Annotated in this window: 15 protein-coding genes and 1 tRNA gene; 9 read left to right on the top strand and 7 right to left on the bottom strand. The window is 72.1% G+C overall.

All coding sequences use genetic code 11. From position 1 onward, the window contains the following. Nucleotide 1: 1 nt before the first annotated feature. The gene (locus HZF07_RS15350) at nucleotides 2-2,266 is read right to left on the bottom strand and encodes a SpoIIE family protein phosphatase (protein ID WP_181645245.1); all 2,265 of its coding nucleotides are present in this window, start codon (nucleotides 2,264-2,266) and stop codon (nucleotides 2-4) included. A gap of 85 nt (nucleotides 2,267-2,351) precedes the next feature. Next, nucleotides 2,352-3,638 carry a D-arabinono-1,4-lactone oxidase gene (locus tag HZF07_RS15345; RefSeq protein WP_309504771.1) on the bottom strand — a complete coding sequence of 429 codons (1,287 nt, stop codon included), beginning with the start codon at nucleotides 3,636-3,638 and terminating at the stop codon, nucleotides 2,352-2,354. A gap of 169 nt (nucleotides 3,639-3,807) precedes the next feature. Here HZF07_RS15345 and HZF07_RS15340 point away from each other — a divergent pair, with 169 nt between their 5' ends. Next, nucleotides 3,808-4,209 carry a DUF7144 family membrane protein gene (locus HZF07_RS15340; protein ID WP_157342784.1) on the top strand — a complete coding sequence of 134 codons (402 nt, stop codon included), beginning with the start codon at nucleotides 3,808-3,810 and terminating at the stop codon, nucleotides 4,207-4,209. 102 nt (nucleotides 4,210-4,311) lie between these two features. Here the strand turns inward: HZF07_RS15340 and HZF07_RS15335 are convergent, their stop codons facing one another. Together HZF07_RS15335 and HZF07_RS15330 are read right to left on the bottom strand one after the other, a co-directional pair. Further along, nucleotides 4,312-5,457 (bottom strand): CDP-glycerol glycerophosphotransferase family protein, encoded by a 1,146-nt coding sequence (locus HZF07_RS15335; RefSeq protein ID WP_157342783.1) that lies wholly within the window; start codon nucleotides 5,455-5,457, stop codon nucleotides 4,312-4,314. A 111-nt stretch (nucleotides 5,458-5,568) separates the two neighbouring features. Beyond that, a tRNA-Leu gene (locus HZF07_RS15330) sits at nucleotides 5,569-5,651 on the bottom strand. 234 nt (nucleotides 5,652-5,885) lie between these two features. Between HZF07_RS15330 and HZF07_RS15325 the strand changes: the two genes are divergently transcribed. The 7 genes from HZF07_RS15325 (at nucleotide 5,886) to pknB (ending at nucleotide 14,519) form a co-directional block, all read left to right on the top strand. Continuing rightward, nucleotides 5,886-6,593: an FhaA domain-containing protein gene (locus HZF07_RS15325; RefSeq protein ID WP_181645244.1), complete on the top strand. Its 708-nt coding sequence runs from the start codon at nucleotides 5,886-5,888 to the stop codon at nucleotides 6,591-6,593. Between the two features lie 6 nt (nucleotides 6,594-6,599). After that, nucleotides 6,600-7,076, top strand: coding sequence for an FHA domain-containing protein FhaB/FipA (locus HZF07_RS15320; protein WP_157342782.1), 477 nt, complete (start codon nucleotides 6,600-6,602; stop codon nucleotides 7,074-7,076). 6 nt (nucleotides 7,077-7,082) lie between these two features. Next, nucleotides 7,083-8,429 carry a PP2C family protein-serine/threonine phosphatase gene (locus tag HZF07_RS15315; RefSeq protein WP_157342780.1) on the top strand — a complete coding sequence of 449 codons (1,347 nt, stop codon included), beginning with the start codon at nucleotides 7,083-7,085 and terminating at the stop codon, nucleotides 8,427-8,429. A gap of 1 nt (nucleotide 8,430) precedes the next feature. After that, nucleotides 8,431-9,837 (top strand): FtsW/RodA/SpoVE family cell cycle protein, encoded by a 1,407-nt coding sequence (locus tag HZF07_RS15310; RefSeq protein ID WP_157342779.1) that lies wholly within the window; start codon nucleotides 8,431-8,433, stop codon nucleotides 9,835-9,837. Continuing rightward, nucleotides 9,834-11,306, top strand: coding sequence for a peptidoglycan D,D-transpeptidase FtsI family protein (locus tag HZF07_RS15305; RefSeq protein ID WP_157342778.1), 1,473 nt, complete (start codon nucleotides 9,834-9,836; stop codon nucleotides 11,304-11,306). The genes HZF07_RS15310 and HZF07_RS15305 overlap by 4 nt, the downstream gene beginning before the upstream one ends. Then, a complete protein-coding gene (locus HZF07_RS15300) occupies nucleotides 11,303-12,763 on the top strand; it encodes a serine/threonine-protein kinase (RefSeq protein WP_157342777.1) in 1,461 nt (486 codons plus the stop codon). The genes HZF07_RS15305 and HZF07_RS15300 overlap by 4 nt, the downstream gene beginning before the upstream one ends. An 82-nt stretch (nucleotides 12,764-12,845) precedes the next feature. After that, nucleotides 12,846-14,519, top strand: a complete 1,674-nt coding sequence (gene pknB / locus HZF07_RS15295; RefSeq protein WP_232523506.1) for a Stk1 family PASTA domain-containing Ser/Thr kinase — start codon at nucleotides 12,846-12,848, stop codon at nucleotides 14,517-14,519. 21 nt (nucleotides 14,520-14,540) lie between these two features. Here the strand turns inward: pknB and HZF07_RS15290 are convergent, their stop codons facing one another. Then, a complete protein-coding gene (locus tag HZF07_RS15290) occupies nucleotides 14,541-15,344 on the bottom strand; it encodes a DUF881 domain-containing protein (protein WP_309504770.1) in 804 nt (267 codons plus the stop codon). A gap of 72 nt (nucleotides 15,345-15,416) precedes the next feature. Here HZF07_RS15290 and HZF07_RS15285 point away from each other — a divergent pair, with 72 nt between their 5' ends. Next, complete coding sequence (locus HZF07_RS15285) at nucleotides 15,417-15,884, top strand: cell division protein CrgA (protein ID WP_181645241.1); 468 nt, start codon at nucleotides 15,417-15,419, stop codon at nucleotides 15,882-15,884. 264 nt (nucleotides 15,885-16,148) lie between these two features. On the opposite strand, the gene HZF07_RS15280 is transcribed toward HZF07_RS15285, so the two are convergent. Further along, the gene (locus HZF07_RS15280) at nucleotides 16,149-16,964 is read right to left on the bottom strand and encodes a rhomboid family intramembrane serine protease (RefSeq protein WP_220131842.1); all 816 of its coding nucleotides are present in this window, start codon (nucleotides 16,962-16,964) and stop codon (nucleotides 16,149-16,151) included. A 120-nt stretch (nucleotides 16,965-17,084) separates the two neighbouring features. Next, nucleotides 17,085-17,597 carry a peptidylprolyl isomerase gene (locus HZF07_RS15275; RefSeq protein ID WP_157342775.1) on the bottom strand — a complete coding sequence of 171 codons (513 nt, stop codon included), beginning with the start codon at nucleotides 17,595-17,597 and terminating at the stop codon, nucleotides 17,085-17,087. Nucleotides 17,598-17,674 lie beyond the last annotated feature (77 nt).

The following is a 17,674-nucleotide window of genomic DNA, read 5'->3' as shown; positions in this document are numbered from 1 at the left end:
TCTACCGGCTCCTGCTGTCGGTCGTGCCCGCCGGTCGAGGTGCGAGCCGGATCGCCAGCACGGTCGTGTCGTCGGCGGCGACCGGGCGCCGGTCGCCCTCGGCGTGCGCGGCGAGCAGCCGGTCCAGCCAGTCGTCGAGCGAGCCCGGCCCGTGGGTCTCGGCCGCGAGGCGCCTCAGGCGGTCGGTCAGGGCGGTGAGGTCGGCCCCGCGGCGCTCGATGAGCCCGTCGGTGTAGAAGAGCAGGCTGGCGTCGGGCGACAGGTCGATGGTCGTGGCGATCGCCTCGCCGGCACCGACCCCCAGGAGCGGCCGGACGCTCACCGCGACCTCCTCCGCCTGGCCGTCGACCACCTTCATCGGGGGCGGGTGCCCGGCGCTCGCCAGCTCGACCCGGGTGCGTGCGGGGTCGACGACGCCGACCAGCACCGTGGCGACCTGGTGGTCGAGCAGCCGGACCATCAGGTGGTCGAGCCGGTCCAGGCACGCCGCCGGCCGGTGCCCCTCGAAGAGGTAGGCCCGCAGCGCCATCCGCACCTGGGTCATCGCCGACGCGGCGTCCACCCCGTGGCCGGCGACGTCGCCGACCACCACCGCGAGGCTGCCGTCGTCGAGCTCGAACACGTCCCACCAGTCACCACCGAGCTGGTAGCTCGAGGCCGGCTCGTAGCGCGCGGCGACCTCGGCGTCCCGCACGGCCGGGGGCCGGTCCAGGACCACGCTGCGCTGCATCGCCTCGGCCATCGCGATCTGGTCCTTCGAGCTGTTCAGCAGGAGGTTGACCATGTGGCTCCCGAGGGTCTCGGCGATCTCGAGCTTCCACGGCGCCCACGGCAGGCTCCGGCCGCGGACCACCTCGCGCCACTTCTCGAAGGACTTGCGGGGGCTGAGCCGGACGTCGGGCCCCTCGGCAGCGGCGAGCTCCTTGTTCCGAGGATCGCCACCCCAGTCGACGACGCGTTCCCGCTCGGGCCGGAGCCAGAGCAGCCACCGGTCCGGAGCGGACCCGACGCGCAGCACGCCGGCGACGGACGTGGACGAGGCGAGGTCGGGGAGCAGGGTCGGCAGCCGGTCGGTGTGGGTGACGTAGTGGTCGGGGTCGTCGACCACCTCGGCGATGCGCTGGAGTGTCAGGTCGTCGAAGGGCACGTCCCCGCGGCGGTGGATCGTGCCGTCGATCAGCAGCGCAGCACCGGACGCACCGACGATGGACAGGAAGTCGTGGTCGTCGAGCAGGTTCCCGATCGGCCAGCCCGGGGCCGCGGTGATGCGGGCGGTCATCCGGGCCAGCACCGTCTGGGCGTCCAGCGCCCGGGCCCGTCCGTCGGCGCGCTCGCGGTCCGCGACGAACTGGCTCGCCACCTGGCCGAGGAACTCCGCCGCCGCCCGGGCGTCGTGGCTCGGGCGGTGCGGGCCGGAGTAGTGGTGGCACGCGACCAGGCCCCACAGCTCACCGTCGACGATCAGGGAGATCGACATCGAGGCGCCGACGCCCATGTTGGAGAGGTACTCGATGTGGATGGGCGACACGCTGCGCAGGGTCGCGTGGGACAGGTCGAGAGGAGCGCCGGTGCTGGGGTCGAAGATCGGGTGCAACGGCACCGGCTGGTAGCCGATGTCGGCGATCAGCCGGCTCCAGTTGACCGTGTAGAGCCGGCGCGCCTGGGCGGGGATGTCCGAGGCCGGGTAGTGCAGCCCGAGGAAGGAGTTGAGGTCGGAGCGCCGCTCCTCCGCGATCACCTCGCCGTTCCACTCGTCGTCGAAGCGGTAGACCATCACCCGGTCGAAGCCCAGCTGTGCCCGCACCTCGCCCGCCAGCGCCCCGGCGAGCTCGACCACCGAGCCGGTCCGCGCCAGGCGGGCCATCGCGCCACGGGTGACGTCGTAGGTCATCCGCGCCGTGTCCGGGTCGATCGGCTCCAGCTCGACGATCCAGCGATCGCCGGACCGGTGGCGCCGCACGTCGACCTCACGGCCGGCCAGCGTGACCACCAGCGGCTCGGTCGACTCCGGTCTCGAGAACCGGTCCGCCAGCTCTGCGGCGACGGGGCCGAGCAGCTCGGTCAGCGGGCGGCCGAGGGCGGTCTCGGCGGTGACGTCGAGCAGCTCGCCGACGTTGGCCGACACCATCACCGCGCGCAGCTCGTCGTCGAGCGCGACGAGCACGCCGTGGGGCTGGATCGCGCCTGGGACGTGGATCGGTTCGCGATCGCAGGTCGACAGGTCCACCTCCCCGTAGGCGGGGGTGTGGAGGGTCGACTGGGACACGGGCGGCTCCGGTGCTGGTGGTGGACGACTGTCCCGCTCAGTCTGGCCCAGCCCCTCCGGCCCAGGCTCGCCCTTCGGGGTGATGTCAGCCAAGGCCGAGGTGACGTAGGAGGAAGGGGTTGTGGAACTTCCCCAGCGGGTCGACCCGGCCCGCGAGGGCGCGGAAGTCGTCGAAGTGCGGATAGAGCGCACGGAGCGCCTCGGCGTCGGCCACGAAGCACTTGCCCCAGTGCGGGCGCGCGGCGAGCGGCAGCAACGCCTCCTCGATCGCGGGCAGCACGGCGTAGACGCCCTCGACGTCGCGCAGCCAGGTGAAGTGGAGGGCGACGACGTCGTGGCCCTGGGCGCCGCTCAGCCAGAGGTCGTCGGCAGCGACGGTGCGCACCTCGGCGACCTGGAGGAGGTCGGCGTACGCCGGCGCCAGCGCGCGCAGCCGCTCGATCGCCTCGGCGGCGGCGCCGCGGGGGACGAGGTACTCGCTCTGCAGCTCCTCGCCGCGACTGGGCGTGAAGTCCATCTCGAAGTGGGGGAGCCGGCGGTGCCAGGCCCCCACGATCCCGCCCTGCCGGGTGACCGCCTCGACGTCGGCGCCGGCGAGCATGTGCAGCGTCTCCCCCGCGGGCCGAGCGCCCCACAGGTCGGTCGGCGGCGTGGTGTCACGGCTCTTCAGCCACACCTGCTGGATCCGCCCGCTGAGCCAGTCGGTGAACAGGCTGACGCTGTAGGCGCTGGCCGTCAGCTCGTCGAGGTGCTCCACCGCGACGTCCCAGGCGAGGTCGGTGTAGACGTCCTGGCGCACGGTGTACGTCGGCTCGATGTCCAGCTCGAGGTGCGTCACGACGCCGAGCGCGCCCAGCGACACGACGTACCCCTCGAACTCGGGGTCGCCGCGCTCGACCCGGCGCAGCTCGCCGTCGGCGGCCACCAGCTCGACGGCCGCCACGGCGCTGGCCAGCGACCCGGTCCGGTCACCACTGCCGTGCGTGCCGGTCGCCACCGCTCCGGCGACGCTGATGTGCGGGAGCGACGCCATCGACGCGAGCGCCCAGTCGCGGCGGACCAGGTGCTCGGCCAGCAAGCCGTAGCGGACGCCCGACCCGACGCGCACGACGCGCCGCTCGGCGTCGATCTCGAGGTCCGCGGGCATCTGCTGGGTGGAGACGAGGTCGCCGGTGGTGTCGGCGAGGTCGGTGAAGGAGTGCCGGGTACCGAGCGCGTGCACCCGCTCGAGCCTTCCGACGATGTCGCGGAGCTCGGACACGTCCCGCGGGTCGTGCACGCGCTCCGCGGCGTAGGCGTGGTTGCCGGCCCAGTTGCGGAGCACCGTCCCGTCGGGGCGCGCCACCTCGCGCCCACCGCTGAGTGCACTCACTCCCGTCGTCCTCCTGACGCCCTCGCCGTCGTCCGTGACCGGCTCGATCAGCCTAGATCCTGCTCCTGGCCGGAGCGGACTCACCCGGTCCGGGGGAACCGAGGGGCGCGGTGGCGGCGGGAGACTCGGGCGGGCGCACAGCCCGTCCCACCTCGAAGGAGACTCCACCATGTCGCACCCGTCCAGCACCGAGAGCGCCTGGGCCGAAGGCATCGGCATCTTCGCCGGAGCGGCTCTGCTCACCGTCGGCATCTTCCAGTTCCTGGAGGGCGTCGCCGCCGCGGCGAAGGACGACGTCTTCGTCCGCACCTCCAACTACGTCTTCGAGTTCGACCTCACCACGTGGGGCTGGATCCACATCGTGCTCGGCATCATCGTCGCCATCGTGGGCGGAGCGATCCTGGCCAGCCAGCCCTGGGCGTACGTCGCCGGCATCGTGGTGGCGGTCCTCTCCGCGCTGCTGAACTTCGTGTGGATGCCGTACTACCCCTTCTGGGCGGTCCTCATCATCGCCTTCGACATCGCGGTCATCTGGGCGCTGAGCACCCTGCTCGGCAGCCGCCGCGCGTAGCTGCTCCCTCCGCTGTCGCGGAGCACCGTCGCCAGACCCGAACGGCCCCCAGGACTCGTCCTGGGGGCCGTTCAGGTGTCTGGACCACGACCGAGGGCAGGGTCAGGCGGTGATCGCCGCGTCGTGGACGGGCGGCCCCGCCCCGAGGAGCCGGTCGCGGAGCGTCACGAGCTCGGAGACGGCCTCGATGAACCGGGTGGTGCTGTCGCCGACGTTGAGGTCGCCGAAGTAGTGGTGCCGCATGGCCGTCCGGGCGAGGTGGTGCTCGTCGTGGTCGAGCCGGCTGCCGATGAGCGCGGTCAGGTCGGCGACGTCCACCTCGGCGATCACGTCGGCGCAGCGGCTCACCGGGACGTCGTGGCGCAGTCGCTCGGCGTCGTGGTGCCGGTCGGTGATGAAGATCGGCTTCTCGGTGCGCAGGTAGAGCCAGTCCAGGCCGACCGACGACACGTCGGTGACCATCGTGTCACACCCCGGGATGACCGCGAGGATGTCGCCGCCGAGGACGGCGACGTGCCCGGCCTGCGGGTCGCGGCGAGCCGCGTCCTCGAGGAGGTCGAGGATCCGGCGGTGGCCCTCCTGGATGGCCGGCACCTGGCTGGTGGTGACCTTCGGGTGCGGCTTGTAGACCAGGCGCACGTCGTCGACGGCGAGGATCGCGCGAACGACGTCGGGACCGATCGTGTCGACCGAGGTGTAGTCGTTGTAGTCGGCGTCGCCCTCCCACGTCGGTGCGTAGAGGACGGTACGGCGGGCCGAGGGCTCGAGGAGCGCGGGCGGCCGCAGGTCGAGCTGCGGGCGACCGATCCGGACCAGCCGGCTGGTGTCGAACTCGAGCAGCCCGGCCTCCAGCCGGGACACCGCCGCCTGGCCGGCGACGAAGACCCGGTCGTAGGCCTTCGCGTTGTTGGAGGCCATCGACTCCTTGTCCGACTCACCGTGGTTGATGTGCACGTGGAGCTTGCGGTTGTCGAGCAACGACTGGAAGTTCGTCATCGAGTTGTTGCAGTAGAGCACGACCTTGGCGTCCGTGGCGGCGTAGAGGTCGGTGAGCTCGCGGAACGACGGCGCCAGCACGATCGGGAGGCCGGTGCGCGCGCGGAGGACGGCCTCCGTCTCCTCGTGGCGGGCCACGATGTGCACCGGCTGCTCCCGGTCGAGGCGCTCGAGGACCGGCAGCCACTGGATGAGCTGGTAGGCGCGGGTGGGGTCGTCGGCGAAGTAGGCGATGACGTGCGGGTCGTTCACGTGGCTGCTGGTTCTCCGGTTTCCATGGTCGGGCGGCACCGCCGCCCCAACGACAGAGGGCCGAGGCTGCCTCAGCCTCGACCCTCTTGATGGGAGCTTCCCATCATCACGTGCGCGAGGGGGGATTTGAACCCCCACGCCCTTTCGGACACTGGCACCTGAAGCCAGCGCGTCTGCCGTTCCGCCACTCGCGCGTGAAGCGGGCTCAGGCTATCCCAGGGGCGCGGCTCCGCCCAAACCGGGGCGAGGCCATCCCGCGTTCGCGTGGCCGACCCCGATACGATCGTCGGAGCCCGGCACCGGCCCGGGCGTTCGTCCTGCCTGCCGCCGGCCGGTGACCGCTCCCACGGTTTCCGCCAGCCGGCAGCGGGCAACGATCAGCGGGACCAGCAGCGGCATCGGTGACACGGGGACGGAAGGAGGGCAGCGTGGGCGGGCTCCAACGCCTGGAGAACAAGCTCGAGCAGATGATCTCCGGCGCCTTCGCGCGGGCCTTCCGCTCGGCCGTGCAGCCGGTCGAGATCGCGGCGGCCCTGCAGCGCGAGTGCGACAACAACGCGCAGATCCTGTCCCGCGAGCGCCGCCTGGTGCCCAACGACTTCCACGTCGAGCTCTCGCGCACCGACCTCGACCGCCTCTCGGCGTACGACGCAGCGCTCGCCGAGGACATGGCCGGGCAGCTGCGCACGCACGCCGACCAGCAGGGCTACGTCTTCCCGGGCCCCGTCACGATCTCCTTCGACGCGGCCGACGACCTCACCACGGGTCGGTTCCGGATCCGCAGCCGCGCCCAGGCCAAGGTCACCAGCGACGCCACCGCGACCCAGGCCGGGCGCGCCCGGGCGTTCATCGAGGTCAACGGCACGCGTCACCCCCTCCAGCAGCCCGGCCTGGTCGTGGGCCGCGGCACGGAGGCCGACCTGCGCATCAACGACCCCGGCGTCAGCCGGCGGCACATCCAGTTCCTCATCAGCCCCGGCTCCGGGGCCACCCCGCAGATCGAGGTGCACGACCTCGGCTCCACCAACGGGATGCTCGTCGACGGCCACCGCATCACGTCGACCCGGCTCCGCGACGGCTCGGAGGTCCGGATCGGCAGCACCACCATGGTCGTCCGCGTGCTCGAGGACAGGTGACGCCACATGTCTGAGCTGACGCTCTTCCTCATCAAGGCCGGCTACCTCGCGATCCTCTGGATCTTCGTGCTCTCCGCGATCTCGGTGATCCGCTCCGACATGTTCGGCGCCCGGGTGCCGGAGGCGGCGCGCACGGGCGGCGGCCGCGCCCCGAAGGCGCCGAGGCAGCCGAAGCCCGGCAAGCGCCGCAGCGTCCCGACCCACGCGCTCGTCACCGAGGGGTCCAACGTCGGGGAGCGCGCCGAGCTCGGACCGACGCCGATCCTGATCGGCCGCGGGTCCGACGCCGCGATCCGGCTCGACGACGACTACGTCTCGACCCGGCACGCCCGGATCGCCGCCTCCGGCGACCAGTGGTTCGTCGAGGACCTCGGCTCCACCAACGGCACGTACGTCGGGACGGTGCGGATCAGCCAGCCCACGACGATCGGCCTCGGCACCCAGGTCCGCGTCGGCAAGACGATCATCGAGCTGCGGAAGTAGCGCCGGATGACCGAGCAGCCCCCCGAGCAGCCTGCTTCCGAGCCCGTGCGCGGTCCGCGCCTGCGGCTCGACTACAGCGCCGTGTCCGACGTCGGCCGGGTGCGCCGCGACAACCAGGACTCCGGCTACGCCGGGCCGTGGCTGCTCGCGGTCTGCGACGGCGTCGGCGGTGCCGCCGGCGGCGACATCGCCTCGTCGACCGCGATCGCCCAGCTGCGCCGCCTCGACGAGCCGCCCTCCGCCGACGCGTCCGCCGAGGACCTGCTCGGGCGGATCGCGGGCGCCGTGCACCGCGCCCACGACCGGCTGGTCGAGGTCGTCGACGAGAACCCCGCGCTCCACGGCACCAGCACCACCGCCACGCTGCTCGCGTTCGACGGCACCCAGGTCGGCGTCGGCCACGCCGGCGACAGCCGTGCCTACCTCTTCCGCGACGGCACGATCCGGCAGATCACCACCGACCACACGTTCGTCCAGACCCTCATCGACGACGGCCGGATCACCGAGGACGAGGCCCGGGTCCACCCGCACCGCAACCTCATCCTGCGGGCGATCGACGCGTCCAGCGACACCGAGCCCGACCTCTTCGTCCTCGACGTCCACCCCGGCGACCGGCTGCTCGTCTGCAGCGACGGCGCCAGCGGCGTCCTCGACAACGGCCGGCTGGCCGACATCCTCGCCACCGGCAACGCCGAGTACGCCGCCGTCGAGCTCGTCCGCGCCAGCCTCGAGGCCGGCAGCACCGACAACGTCACCTGCGTGGTCGGCGACGTGCTCGACGCGAGCGACGCGCCCGCCGACGCCGTCGGCGAGCCGGAGGTGCTGGTCGTCGGGGCCGCCGCCGAGCGGCGCGCCCACAAGCCGGCCCGCACCGGCCTCTTCCGCGGGCACCGCTCCGGCGACACCGGCGAGCTCGACCCGGTGCCGGCCGACCTGCCGCCCGAGGCCCCGGCCGACGCCATCGATGCCGACCCCGAGAGCGCGCGCTACGCGCCGCGCCCGCCGCGCCGCTTCGTCTGGGCGAAGAGGCTCTGCGCCCTGGCCATCGTGATCGGCCTCGCCTGGGTCGCGGCCGCCGCGCTGTGGTCGTGGACCCAGAAGCAGTACTACGTGGGCGAGCAGGACGGCGCCGTGGTGATCTTCCGCGGGCTCAACGCCTCGCTGCCCGGCCTCGACCTCTCCGAGCCCTACCAGACCACCGACCTGCAGATCGCCGACCTGTCGGAGTTCGACGCCAGCAAGGTCGAGGAGGGCATCGACGCCGACGACCTCGCCGACGCCCAGCAGACCGTCGAGAACCTCGCCAGCCAGCAGCCCGACGACAGCCAGCCGGACCCGGCCACGGAGAGCTGAGATGGCCCAGCCCTCCACGATCATGGGTTTCGTGCACCGCCGCCGGCGGGGTGCGGAGCTCTTCCTGCTCATCCTGGCGCTGGCCGTCGGGATCGGCGCGTACGCCGCCGTCGGGCTGGGCGTCGACGGCGAGGTGCCCGCCGACCTGTTCGGGTACGGCGCCTGGCTGGCCGCGCTGCTGGTCGCCGCCCACCTGGTCATCCGCTTCGCCGCGCCGTACGCCGACCCCGTGCTGCTCCCCGTGGTCGCCGCGCTCAACGGGCTCGGCCTCGCGGTCATCCACCGCATCGACCTCGCCAAGGAGGCGGCCGGGAGCCCGCACGCCTTCGCCCAGCAGCAGCTGATCTGGATGACCGTCGGTGTCGCCCTCTTCGTCATCACCCTGCTCGCCGTGCGCGACCACCGGGTGCTGCAGCGGTTCACCTACACCAGCGGCCTGGCCGCGATCGTCCTGCTCCTGCTGCCGCTGCTGCCCGGCATCGGGCGCACGATCTACGGCGCCCGCATCTGGATCCACGTCGGCCCGTTCAGCTTCCAGCCCGGCGAGGTCGCCAAGGTGCTGCTGGTCATCGCGATCGCCGGCTACCTCGTCCCGCACCGCGACGCGCTCGCGCTCGCCGGCCGCCGGGTGCTGTTCGTCGACCTGCCGCGCGGTCGCGACCTGGGCCCGATCCTCGTCATGTGGCTGATCAGCCTGGGCATCCTGGTCTTCCAGCGCGACCTCGGGTCGAGCCTGCTGTTCTTCGGGCTCTTCCTGATCATGCTCTACGTCGCGACCGAGCGGCCGGGCTGGCTCGTCGTCGGCGCGCTGCTCTTCGTCGGCGGCGCGTTCCTCGCCTACTTCCTCTTCGGCCACGTGCGCGAGCGGTTCGACATCTGGCTGCACCCGTTCGACTTCTACGAGAGCGGGGAGAGCTTCCAGCCGATCGAGGCGCGCTTCGGCCTCGGCTGGGGCGGGCTGGTCGGCCGCGGCTTCGGCAACGGCGACCCCAACCGGGTGCCGTTCGCGGAGTCCGACTTCATCATCTCCTCCATCGGCGAGGAGCTCGGGCTGACCGCGGTCATGGCGGTGCTGATGATGTACGGGCTGATCGTCGAGCGCGCGCTGCGCACGGCGGTCATCTGCCGTGACGCCTTCGGCAAGCTCGTCGCCACCGGCCTCGGCAGCGCCATCGCGCTCCAGGTCTTCGTCGTCGTCGGCGGCGTCACCGGCCTGATCCCGCTCACCGGACTGACCACGCCGTTCCTCTCCTACGGCGGCTCCTCCCTCATCGCGAACTGGGTGATCATCGCGCTGCTGCTCCGCATCTCCGACCAGGCCCGGCGACCCGCGCCGACGATCTCCGACGACACGACGGCGATCAGCGACGACGCGACCCAGATCGTGAAGATCGGTGAGCGCCGATGAACAAGCCGATCCGCACGATCTCGATCTTCTGCCTGCTGCTCTTCCTGGCGCTGATGATCAACGCCAGCTACGTCATGTACTGGAAGGCGGGCGCGCTCAACGACGACGCCCGCAACCGCCGGGTGATCCAGGCGGCGTACTCCCAGGAGCGGGGCGCGATCCTCGTCGGCCGGACGCCGGTCGCGCTGAGCGTGGAGTCCGACGACGAGTACCTCTTCCAGCGGACCTACCCCAAGCCGCTCATGTACGCGCCGATCACCGGCTACTTCTCCTACTACGGCGCCACCGCCGTCGAGCAGACGCAGAACGACATCCTCTCCGGGGACGACCCGCGGCTCTTCGTCACCAACACCGTCGACCTGCTCAGCAGCAAGCCGCCCAAGGGTGGCAACGTCACGCTGACGATCGACCCGGCCGCCCAGCAGGCGGCGTACGACGGCCTCACCGGCCTCGGTCCCGACACCCAGGGCGGCGTCGTCGCGATCGAGCCGAGCACCGGCAAGATCCTCGCGATGGTGTCGCTGCCCACCTTCGACCCCAACCAGCTCGCCTCGCACGACCTGCGCGCGGTGGCCAAGAGGTCGAAGGAGCTCAACGCGGACCCCACCGAGCCGCTGCTCAACCGCGGCAGCCAGGTGCGGCTGCCTCCCGGGTCGACGTTCAAGGTCGTCACCGCTGCCGCGGCGATCGAGAAGGGCCTCTACGACGCCGACTCCGAGGTGCCCGGCGGCGAGACCTACCAGCTGCCGCTGACGCAGGGCCCGACCGGCCTCATCGACAACGAGGGTCGCGACTGCGGCGCCAACGGCTCGAAGATCCCGTTCGCGCAGGCGATGGAGAACTCCTGCAACACCTCGTTCGCGCAGATCGCGGGCGAGGTCGGCGCCGAGGACATGGCCGCGACGGCGGAGGGCTTCGGCTTCAACCAGCAGTACTTCACCGACATCCTCCCGCAGGCGACCTCGGAGTTCCCGACCGACATCGACGACGCGCAGCTCGGCCAGACCGGCTTCGGGCAGTTCGACGTCTCGGCCACGCCGCTGCAGATGGCGATGGTCGCCGCCGGGCTCGGCAACGGCGGCTCGGTGATGAAGCCCTACCTCGTCGACGAGAAGCAGTCGGCCGACCTCGACGTGCTCGACAAGACCGACCCGGAGGAGCTGTCGCGGGCCGTCTCGCCCGAGACCGCCGCCGAGGTCACCGACCTGATGGTGTCGACGGTCGCCAACGGCACGGCCTCGCCGGCCGCGATCCCGGGCATCGACGTCGCCGGCAAGACCGGCACCGCGCAGACCGGCCAGTCCGACCGGTCGCCGTACGCCTGGTTCATCTCGTTCGCCCCCGCCGAGAACCCCGTCGTCGCCGTCGCCGTGATGATCCAGAACGCCGACATCCCTCGCGACGAGATCGCCGGCGGACTGCTCGGCGGTCCCATCGCCAAGTCGGTCATGGAGGCGGTGATCAGGTGACGGAGCTCCCGGAGTACGCCGACGACTCCCGGCGCTACCGGCTCGACGCCCGGCTCGCGACCGGCGGCATGGGCGAGGTCTGGCGGGCCACCGACACGGTGCTCGACCGCCGCGTCGCGGTGAAGCTGCTCAAGCGCGAGTACGCCGACGACCCCTCGTTCCGCGTGCGCTTCGAGGCCGAGGCCCAGCACGCCGCGTCGCTGCACCACCCCAACATCGCCTCGGTCTACGACGTCGGCGAGTCCGCGGTGTCCGACGGCTCCGGCGTGCCCCGGCCGTTCCTGGTGATGGAGCTCGTCGACGGGCAGCCGCTCTCCGCCCTGCTCCGGCCGGGCGAGCCGATGGAGCCCGACGCCGCCCGGGACCTGCTCGCCCAGGTCGCCGACGGGCTCGGGGCCGCGCACGCCGCGGGGATCGTCCACCGCGACGTGAAGCCGGCCAACGTGCTCGTGACCCCGACCCGCCAGGTCAAGATCACCGACTTCGGCATCGCCCGCGCGGCCGCCGGCGTCGGGCTCACCGGCACGGGCGAGGTGCTCGGCACGCCGCAGTACCTCTCGCCCGAGCAGGCCCGCGGCGAGACGACGACGGCGGCCGCGGACGTCTACGCGCTCGGCGTCGTCGCCTTCGAGTGCCTCACCGGGCAGCGCCCCTTCCAGGGCGAGACGCCGGTGACGACCGCGCTCGCGCACATCCGCGAGCCCGTCCCCGACCTGCCGCCGAGCGTGCCGGCCGACCTGGCCGCCGTGGTCCGCCGGGCGCTCGCCAAGGACCCGGCGGAGCGGTACGCCGACGGCGCCGCGTTCGCGGCTGCGCTCCGCAACCCGGCGGCGGCGTACCTCGAGGCGACCCAGGTGACCCAGGTGGTCGCGCCCCCGCCGGTGGCGCCGCCCACCTCGGCGACGGGGGTCGGACCGATCGAGCCCATCTACGACTACGACGACGAGCCGGAGAGCCGGGCCTGGCTCTGGGCCCTGCTCGGCGTCGTCGCGGTGGTGGCCGCGATCGTGGTCGCCGTCTGGCTGGTCAACCGCGGCGACGCGGACCAGCAGCCCGACGACACCGCGAGCACGTCCCCGGTGAGCTCGCCGCCCACCACGCCCAGCGAGCCGACGACGTCGGCGACCGAGGACGCCACGATCCGCATCGACGAGGGCGACTACGTCGACCGCCCGCTCGCCGACGTCGAGCGCGAGCTCGGCGACCTCGGCCTGCGCGTGTCGAAGGAGCGCCTGGACAACCCGGGCGACCGGATCGAGGGCGACGTCGAGAGCGTCAACCCCACTGGCGCGCTGCAGCGCGGCGACACGGTGACGGTCAGCTACTGGGGTCCGCTCCCGCCTCCCGAGACGCCGTCCGAGACCCCCTCGCCAACCCCCTCGGAGACCCCGTCCGAGACTCCCTCGGAGACGCCCTCCGAGACGCCCAGCGACGTCCCTCCCCCCACCAGCAGCTAAGGCAAGGTCACCAGTGAACAACCAAGAGCCGGTCCTGGTCGGCGGGCGCTACGAGCTCGGCGAGCTCCTCGGCCGCGGAGGGATGGCCGAGGTGCGCAAGGGCACCGACACCCGCCTCGGCCGGGTCGTGGCCGTCAAGAGGCTGCGCACCGACCTCGCCAGCGACGCGACGTTCCAGGCCCGGTTCCGCCGCGAGGCCCAGTCCGCGGCGTCCCTCAACCATCCGGCGATCGTCGCCGTCTACGACACCGGCGAGGAGCCCGCGACCGACGGCTCCGGCGTCTCCCAGCCCTACATCGTCATGGAGTACGTCGCCGGTCGGACGTTGCGCGACATCCTGCGCGAGGGCCGCAAGATCCTGCCCGAGCGGGCGCTGGAGATCACCAGCGGCGTGCTGTCCGCGCTCGACTACAGCCACCGGGCCGGGATCATCCACCGCGACATCAAGCCGGGCAACGTCATGCTGACCCCGTCGGGCGACGTGAAGGTGATGGACTTCGGCATCGCCCGCGCGGTCAGCGACGCGGCGTCGACGATGACCCAGACCGCGGCCGTGGTGGGCACCGCGCAGTACCTCTCCCCCGAGCAGGCGCGCGGCGAGACCGTCGACTCCCGCTCCGACGTCTACTCCGCCGGCTGCCTGCTCTACGAGCTGCTGACCGGCCGGCCGCCGTTCGTGGGCGACAGCCCGGTCGCGGTCGCCTACCAACACGTCCGCGAGCCCGCCGTACCCCCGTCCGACCACGACACGGCGCTGCCGCCCGAGGTCGACGCGATCGTGCTCAAGGCCCTCACCAAGCGGCTCGAGGACCGCTACCAGTCGGCCGCGGCGATGCGCAGCGACATCGAGCGCTACCTCGCCGGCCGACCGGTCCAGGCCACGCTCCCGCCCGCCCCGGTCCCCCCGCCGGTGTCCGGGCCGCCGACCGCGGTCTCCGCCGCGGTGCCGCCCGCGGCCTACGACGAGGAGCCGCGCAGCCGCACCGGCCTGCTGGTCACGCTGGGGATCCTGCTGACCGTGCTGCTGATCGGCGCCGCGTTCTTCTTCCTGCCCAAGCTCTTCGACCCCGCCCCCGACGAGGTCCCGGTGCCCAACGTCATCGGCAAGACCGAGCGGCAGGCCCGCACCCTGATCGGGGAGGCCGAGCTCGCCGTCGGCACCATCGAGCGGGAGGCGAGCAGCGACGTCCCCGAGGGCAAGGTGATCCGCCAGGACCCCACCCCCGACTCCTACCTGGCTCCCGACAGCGCCGTCGACCTCGTCGTCTCGCTCGGCAAGCCGCAGGTCGAGGTGCCGTTCGTGATCGGCCAGAACAAGGACGACGCCGAGGCGTCCCTCGTCGCCCAGGGCTTCGAGGTGGACCTGAAGAAGGAGGAGTCGGACGAGGAGAAGGACACCGTCACCCGCACCGAGCCCGCGCAGGGCACGCTGGTCGCGGAGGGCACCCGGATCGTCGTCTTCTTCTCCGACGGCCGCGAGAAGGTCCCGGACGTCCTCGGCATGCAGCAGGCCGAGGCGGAGACCGCGATCCGCAACGCCGGCTTCGAGCCGCGCGTGATCCAGAACGCCGACACCACCGAGCCGGCCGGCACGGTGATCGACATGAGCCCGCGGGCCGGTGAGACGCCGTCGGCGGGGTCGACGGTGACGATCGTGGTGTCGTCGTTCGTGGCGCCGCCCGCGCCGACCGAGACGCCCCTGCCGACCGAGACGCCCCTGCCGACCGAGACGCCGCCGGCCCGGGTCCGCCGCTAGGCGGCGGGCCACGGGACCGGTTCAGTCGGTCGCGAGCGGGGTCGCGTAGCTGAAGTCCTGCAGGCCGGCGTACGCCGGCGCGACGACGACGTTCTCGAGCTCGAGGTCCCAGCCCACCGCGATGTCGGGGTCGTCGGCGTCCTCGCGGTAGCCGGCGAGGTAGTCGTCACCGTCGACCGCGTCGAGCAGGTCGGCCTGGTCGCCGACCGCGCTGATCACGTAGGGCTGCGGGTAGGGCACGCCCTGGAGCTGGACCGCGTTGCCCTCGCACTTGATGCCGGTGGTCGAGACCACCCGCTGGCCCTGCACCGTGACCGCGGTGGCGCCGCCCTTCCAGAGGGCGTTGACCACGGCCTGGATGTCCTGCTGGTGGACGAGCAGCGGGTTGAGGTCGCCGGTGGCCGAGTTGATGACGTCCTCGGGGGCGTCGGACAGCGTGATCGTCACGCCGGGCCCGCGCCGCTCGACCAGCCCGGCCGGGTCCTTGAGCTCCTCGATCCGCTTCTGGAAGCGGTTGACCCGGGTGTCGGCGACGCCCTTGCTCAGCGCGGTCACCTCCCGGTCGAGGGCGGCCACCTCGTCCTCGAGCTCGGCGTAGGCGTCGGCCTGGTCCTCCACGAGCGAGGCGAGGTCGGTGTAGCGGCCGGGGCGCAGCTCGGTGCCGTCGCTGTTGACCGCGCTGACGACGAAGAGCGCGCCGCAGGCCAGCACGACGAGCGGCGTGCCCACCCGCCAGCGGCGGCGGCCGGCCGGCGTACGCCGGGGTCGCGGCGGCTCCTCCGCGCCCGCAGACCCGGAGGGCCTCGCGTGGGATCCGCCGCTCACGCCCACTAAGGTAGCCCGGAGCCGGGTCTCGCCCGGAATCCCGACGCACGTCCGATGCACCCAGGAGCACCCGTGTCCAAGTCCAAGGTCAAGGACCCCCTCGCCCCCGCCACCGGGCCGGTGCTGTCGCCGCGCTTCATCGTGGCGCTGGTGCTCATGGTCCTCGGCATCGCGTGGATGGCGTACTACTACGTCGTCGTCCGGGTCGACCCGACCGTCTTCCCGGCGCCCAAGCCGGGCAACCCGGCCTTCATGGCCGACCTCGGCAACTGGAACTACCTGATCGGCTTCGGCCTGATCTTCCTGGGCCTGATCCTCGCCGCGCACCCCTCGACGCCGCTCGGTCGCGGCCGCGGCGTGGTGGTCGGCATGCTCGGCTGCTTCATCATCGGCCTGCTCTGGATCTGCACCTACTACATCTTCAGCGAGCCCACCAAGCTCGAGGACATCCCGGTCCTCAACGACCTCGGCCAGAAGAACCTGATCGTCGGCATCGGATTCATGGCGGTGGGTTTCACCTACGCCACCCGGTGGGAATGACCCACTCGGCATTCCTTCTCTGGGACGCCGGTCGGTCCGTCAGGACCGGCCGGCGTCTGCCGTTTGTCCCCGGTGCCGCCGCCCGCGGTTGTCCACATTGGGGATAACTGCTGTGGAGAACTACATCGGTGTAGTTCTCCACACCTGTGTGCACAGCTGTGGATTGTCTGCCCGGCTGCGCCGGGGTCGTCGAGTGACGCGAAACCGCCCCCAGGACCGGGTCCTCGGGGCCGTCTCACGTCACTCGACGGCAGATGGGGCCGCTCAGGTCAGCTGCGCGGTGCGGGCCATGATCGCCACGACGGTGAGCGCGACGAGGGCGACGAGGCCGGCGACCTGGACCGGCGTACGCCGCGTGCGCGGGGCGTAGACGAGCACCGCCGCGGTGGCCGCCCCGCCCACGAGGCCCCCGAGATGGCCCTGCCAGGAGATGTTGCTGATCGTGAAGGTCAGCAGCAGGTTGATGCCGATGAGCGCGAGCAGGCCCTGGACGTTGACCCGCACCTTGAGCGAGATCACCAGCAGCGCACCCATCAGGCCGTAGATGGCGCCGGACGCGCCGAGCGTGGGCGAGAACTCCGGGCTGAACCAGTAGACGGCCGCGGCGCCCGTCAGTGCGCTGATCAGGTAGAGCGCCAGGAAGCGGGCCCGGCCGAAGAACAGCTCGAGCTGGGGGCCGAACAGGTAGAGCGCGAACATGTTGAACGCGAGGTGCAGCGGCTGCACGTGGGCGAAGGCGCTGGTCATCAGCTGCCACCAGGCGCCGTCGGCGACCCCGGGCAGCCAGACACCGCCACCGGCGGTGCACGCGGCCTCGCCGACCTGCACGTTGAGGTAGCCGTTCTGCAGGTCGCACGCGCCGTCGGGGCGCAGCACCAGCAGGTTGAAGAGCCGGCTGCCCGCCCCGCCGCTGACCAGGAGGGCCACCCAGACGGCGACGTTGATGCCGATCAGCACCAGGGAGGTCGTGGCGGCGTTGGTGGGCCGCAGGCCGCCGTACGTCGTGCGCGCGCTGCGGGTCTCCTTGCGGCCCGCGGCGATGCACTCGGGGCACTGGAAGCCCACGGCGGCGTCGTTCATGCAGTCCGGGCAGATCGGCCGCTCACACCGCTGGCACCGGATGTGCGACTCCCGACCGGGGTGCCGGTAGCAGACGGGCACCCCGGCGGGAGCCGGGTGGTCGGTCACAGGTGGTGGGCCTCAGGCGCCGACGATCTCGACGGACTCGATGACGACCGGGTCGACCGGACGGTCGCCGGGTCCGGTGGCGGTGGTCGCGATCGCGTCGACGACGTCGCGACCGGCCTGGTCGGCCACCTCGCCGAAGATCGTGTGCTTGAAGTTCAGCCAGGTGGTCGCACCCACGGTGATGAAGAACTGAGAGCCATTGGTGCCCGGGCCGGCGTTGGCCATCGCGAGCAGGTAGGGCTTGTCGAAGGTCAGCTCGGGGTGCGGCTCGTCCTTGAACGTGTAGCCCGGGCCGCCCGTGCCGGTGCCGAGCGGGCAGCCGCCCTGGATCATGAAGCCCTCGATGACCCGGTGGAAACCGAGGCCGTCGTAGAACGGACCGGTCTTGCCGTTGCCGGCGTCGTAGGACTTGGTGCCCTGCGCCAGGCCGACGAAGTTCGACACGGTCTCCGGGGCGTGGTTCGGGAAGAGGTTGAGCGTGATGTCGCCCCGGTTGGTCTTCAAGATGGCCTGCTGGTCAGCCATGACTGCCTCTCGGTGTCGGTGCGGTGTCGCTGCGTGCGTGGATGGGTACACCACGGACGGTGCCGTGGCCGGTTCGT

The organism is Nocardioides agri, assembly GCF_013778305.1.
Taxonomy (GTDB): Bacteria; Actinomycetota; Actinomycetes; order Propionibacteriales; family Nocardioidaceae; genus Nocardioides; species Nocardioides agri.
The sequence above is the reverse complement of the archived record's forward strand: the minus strand, read 5'-3'. Positions and strand labels throughout refer to the sequence as shown.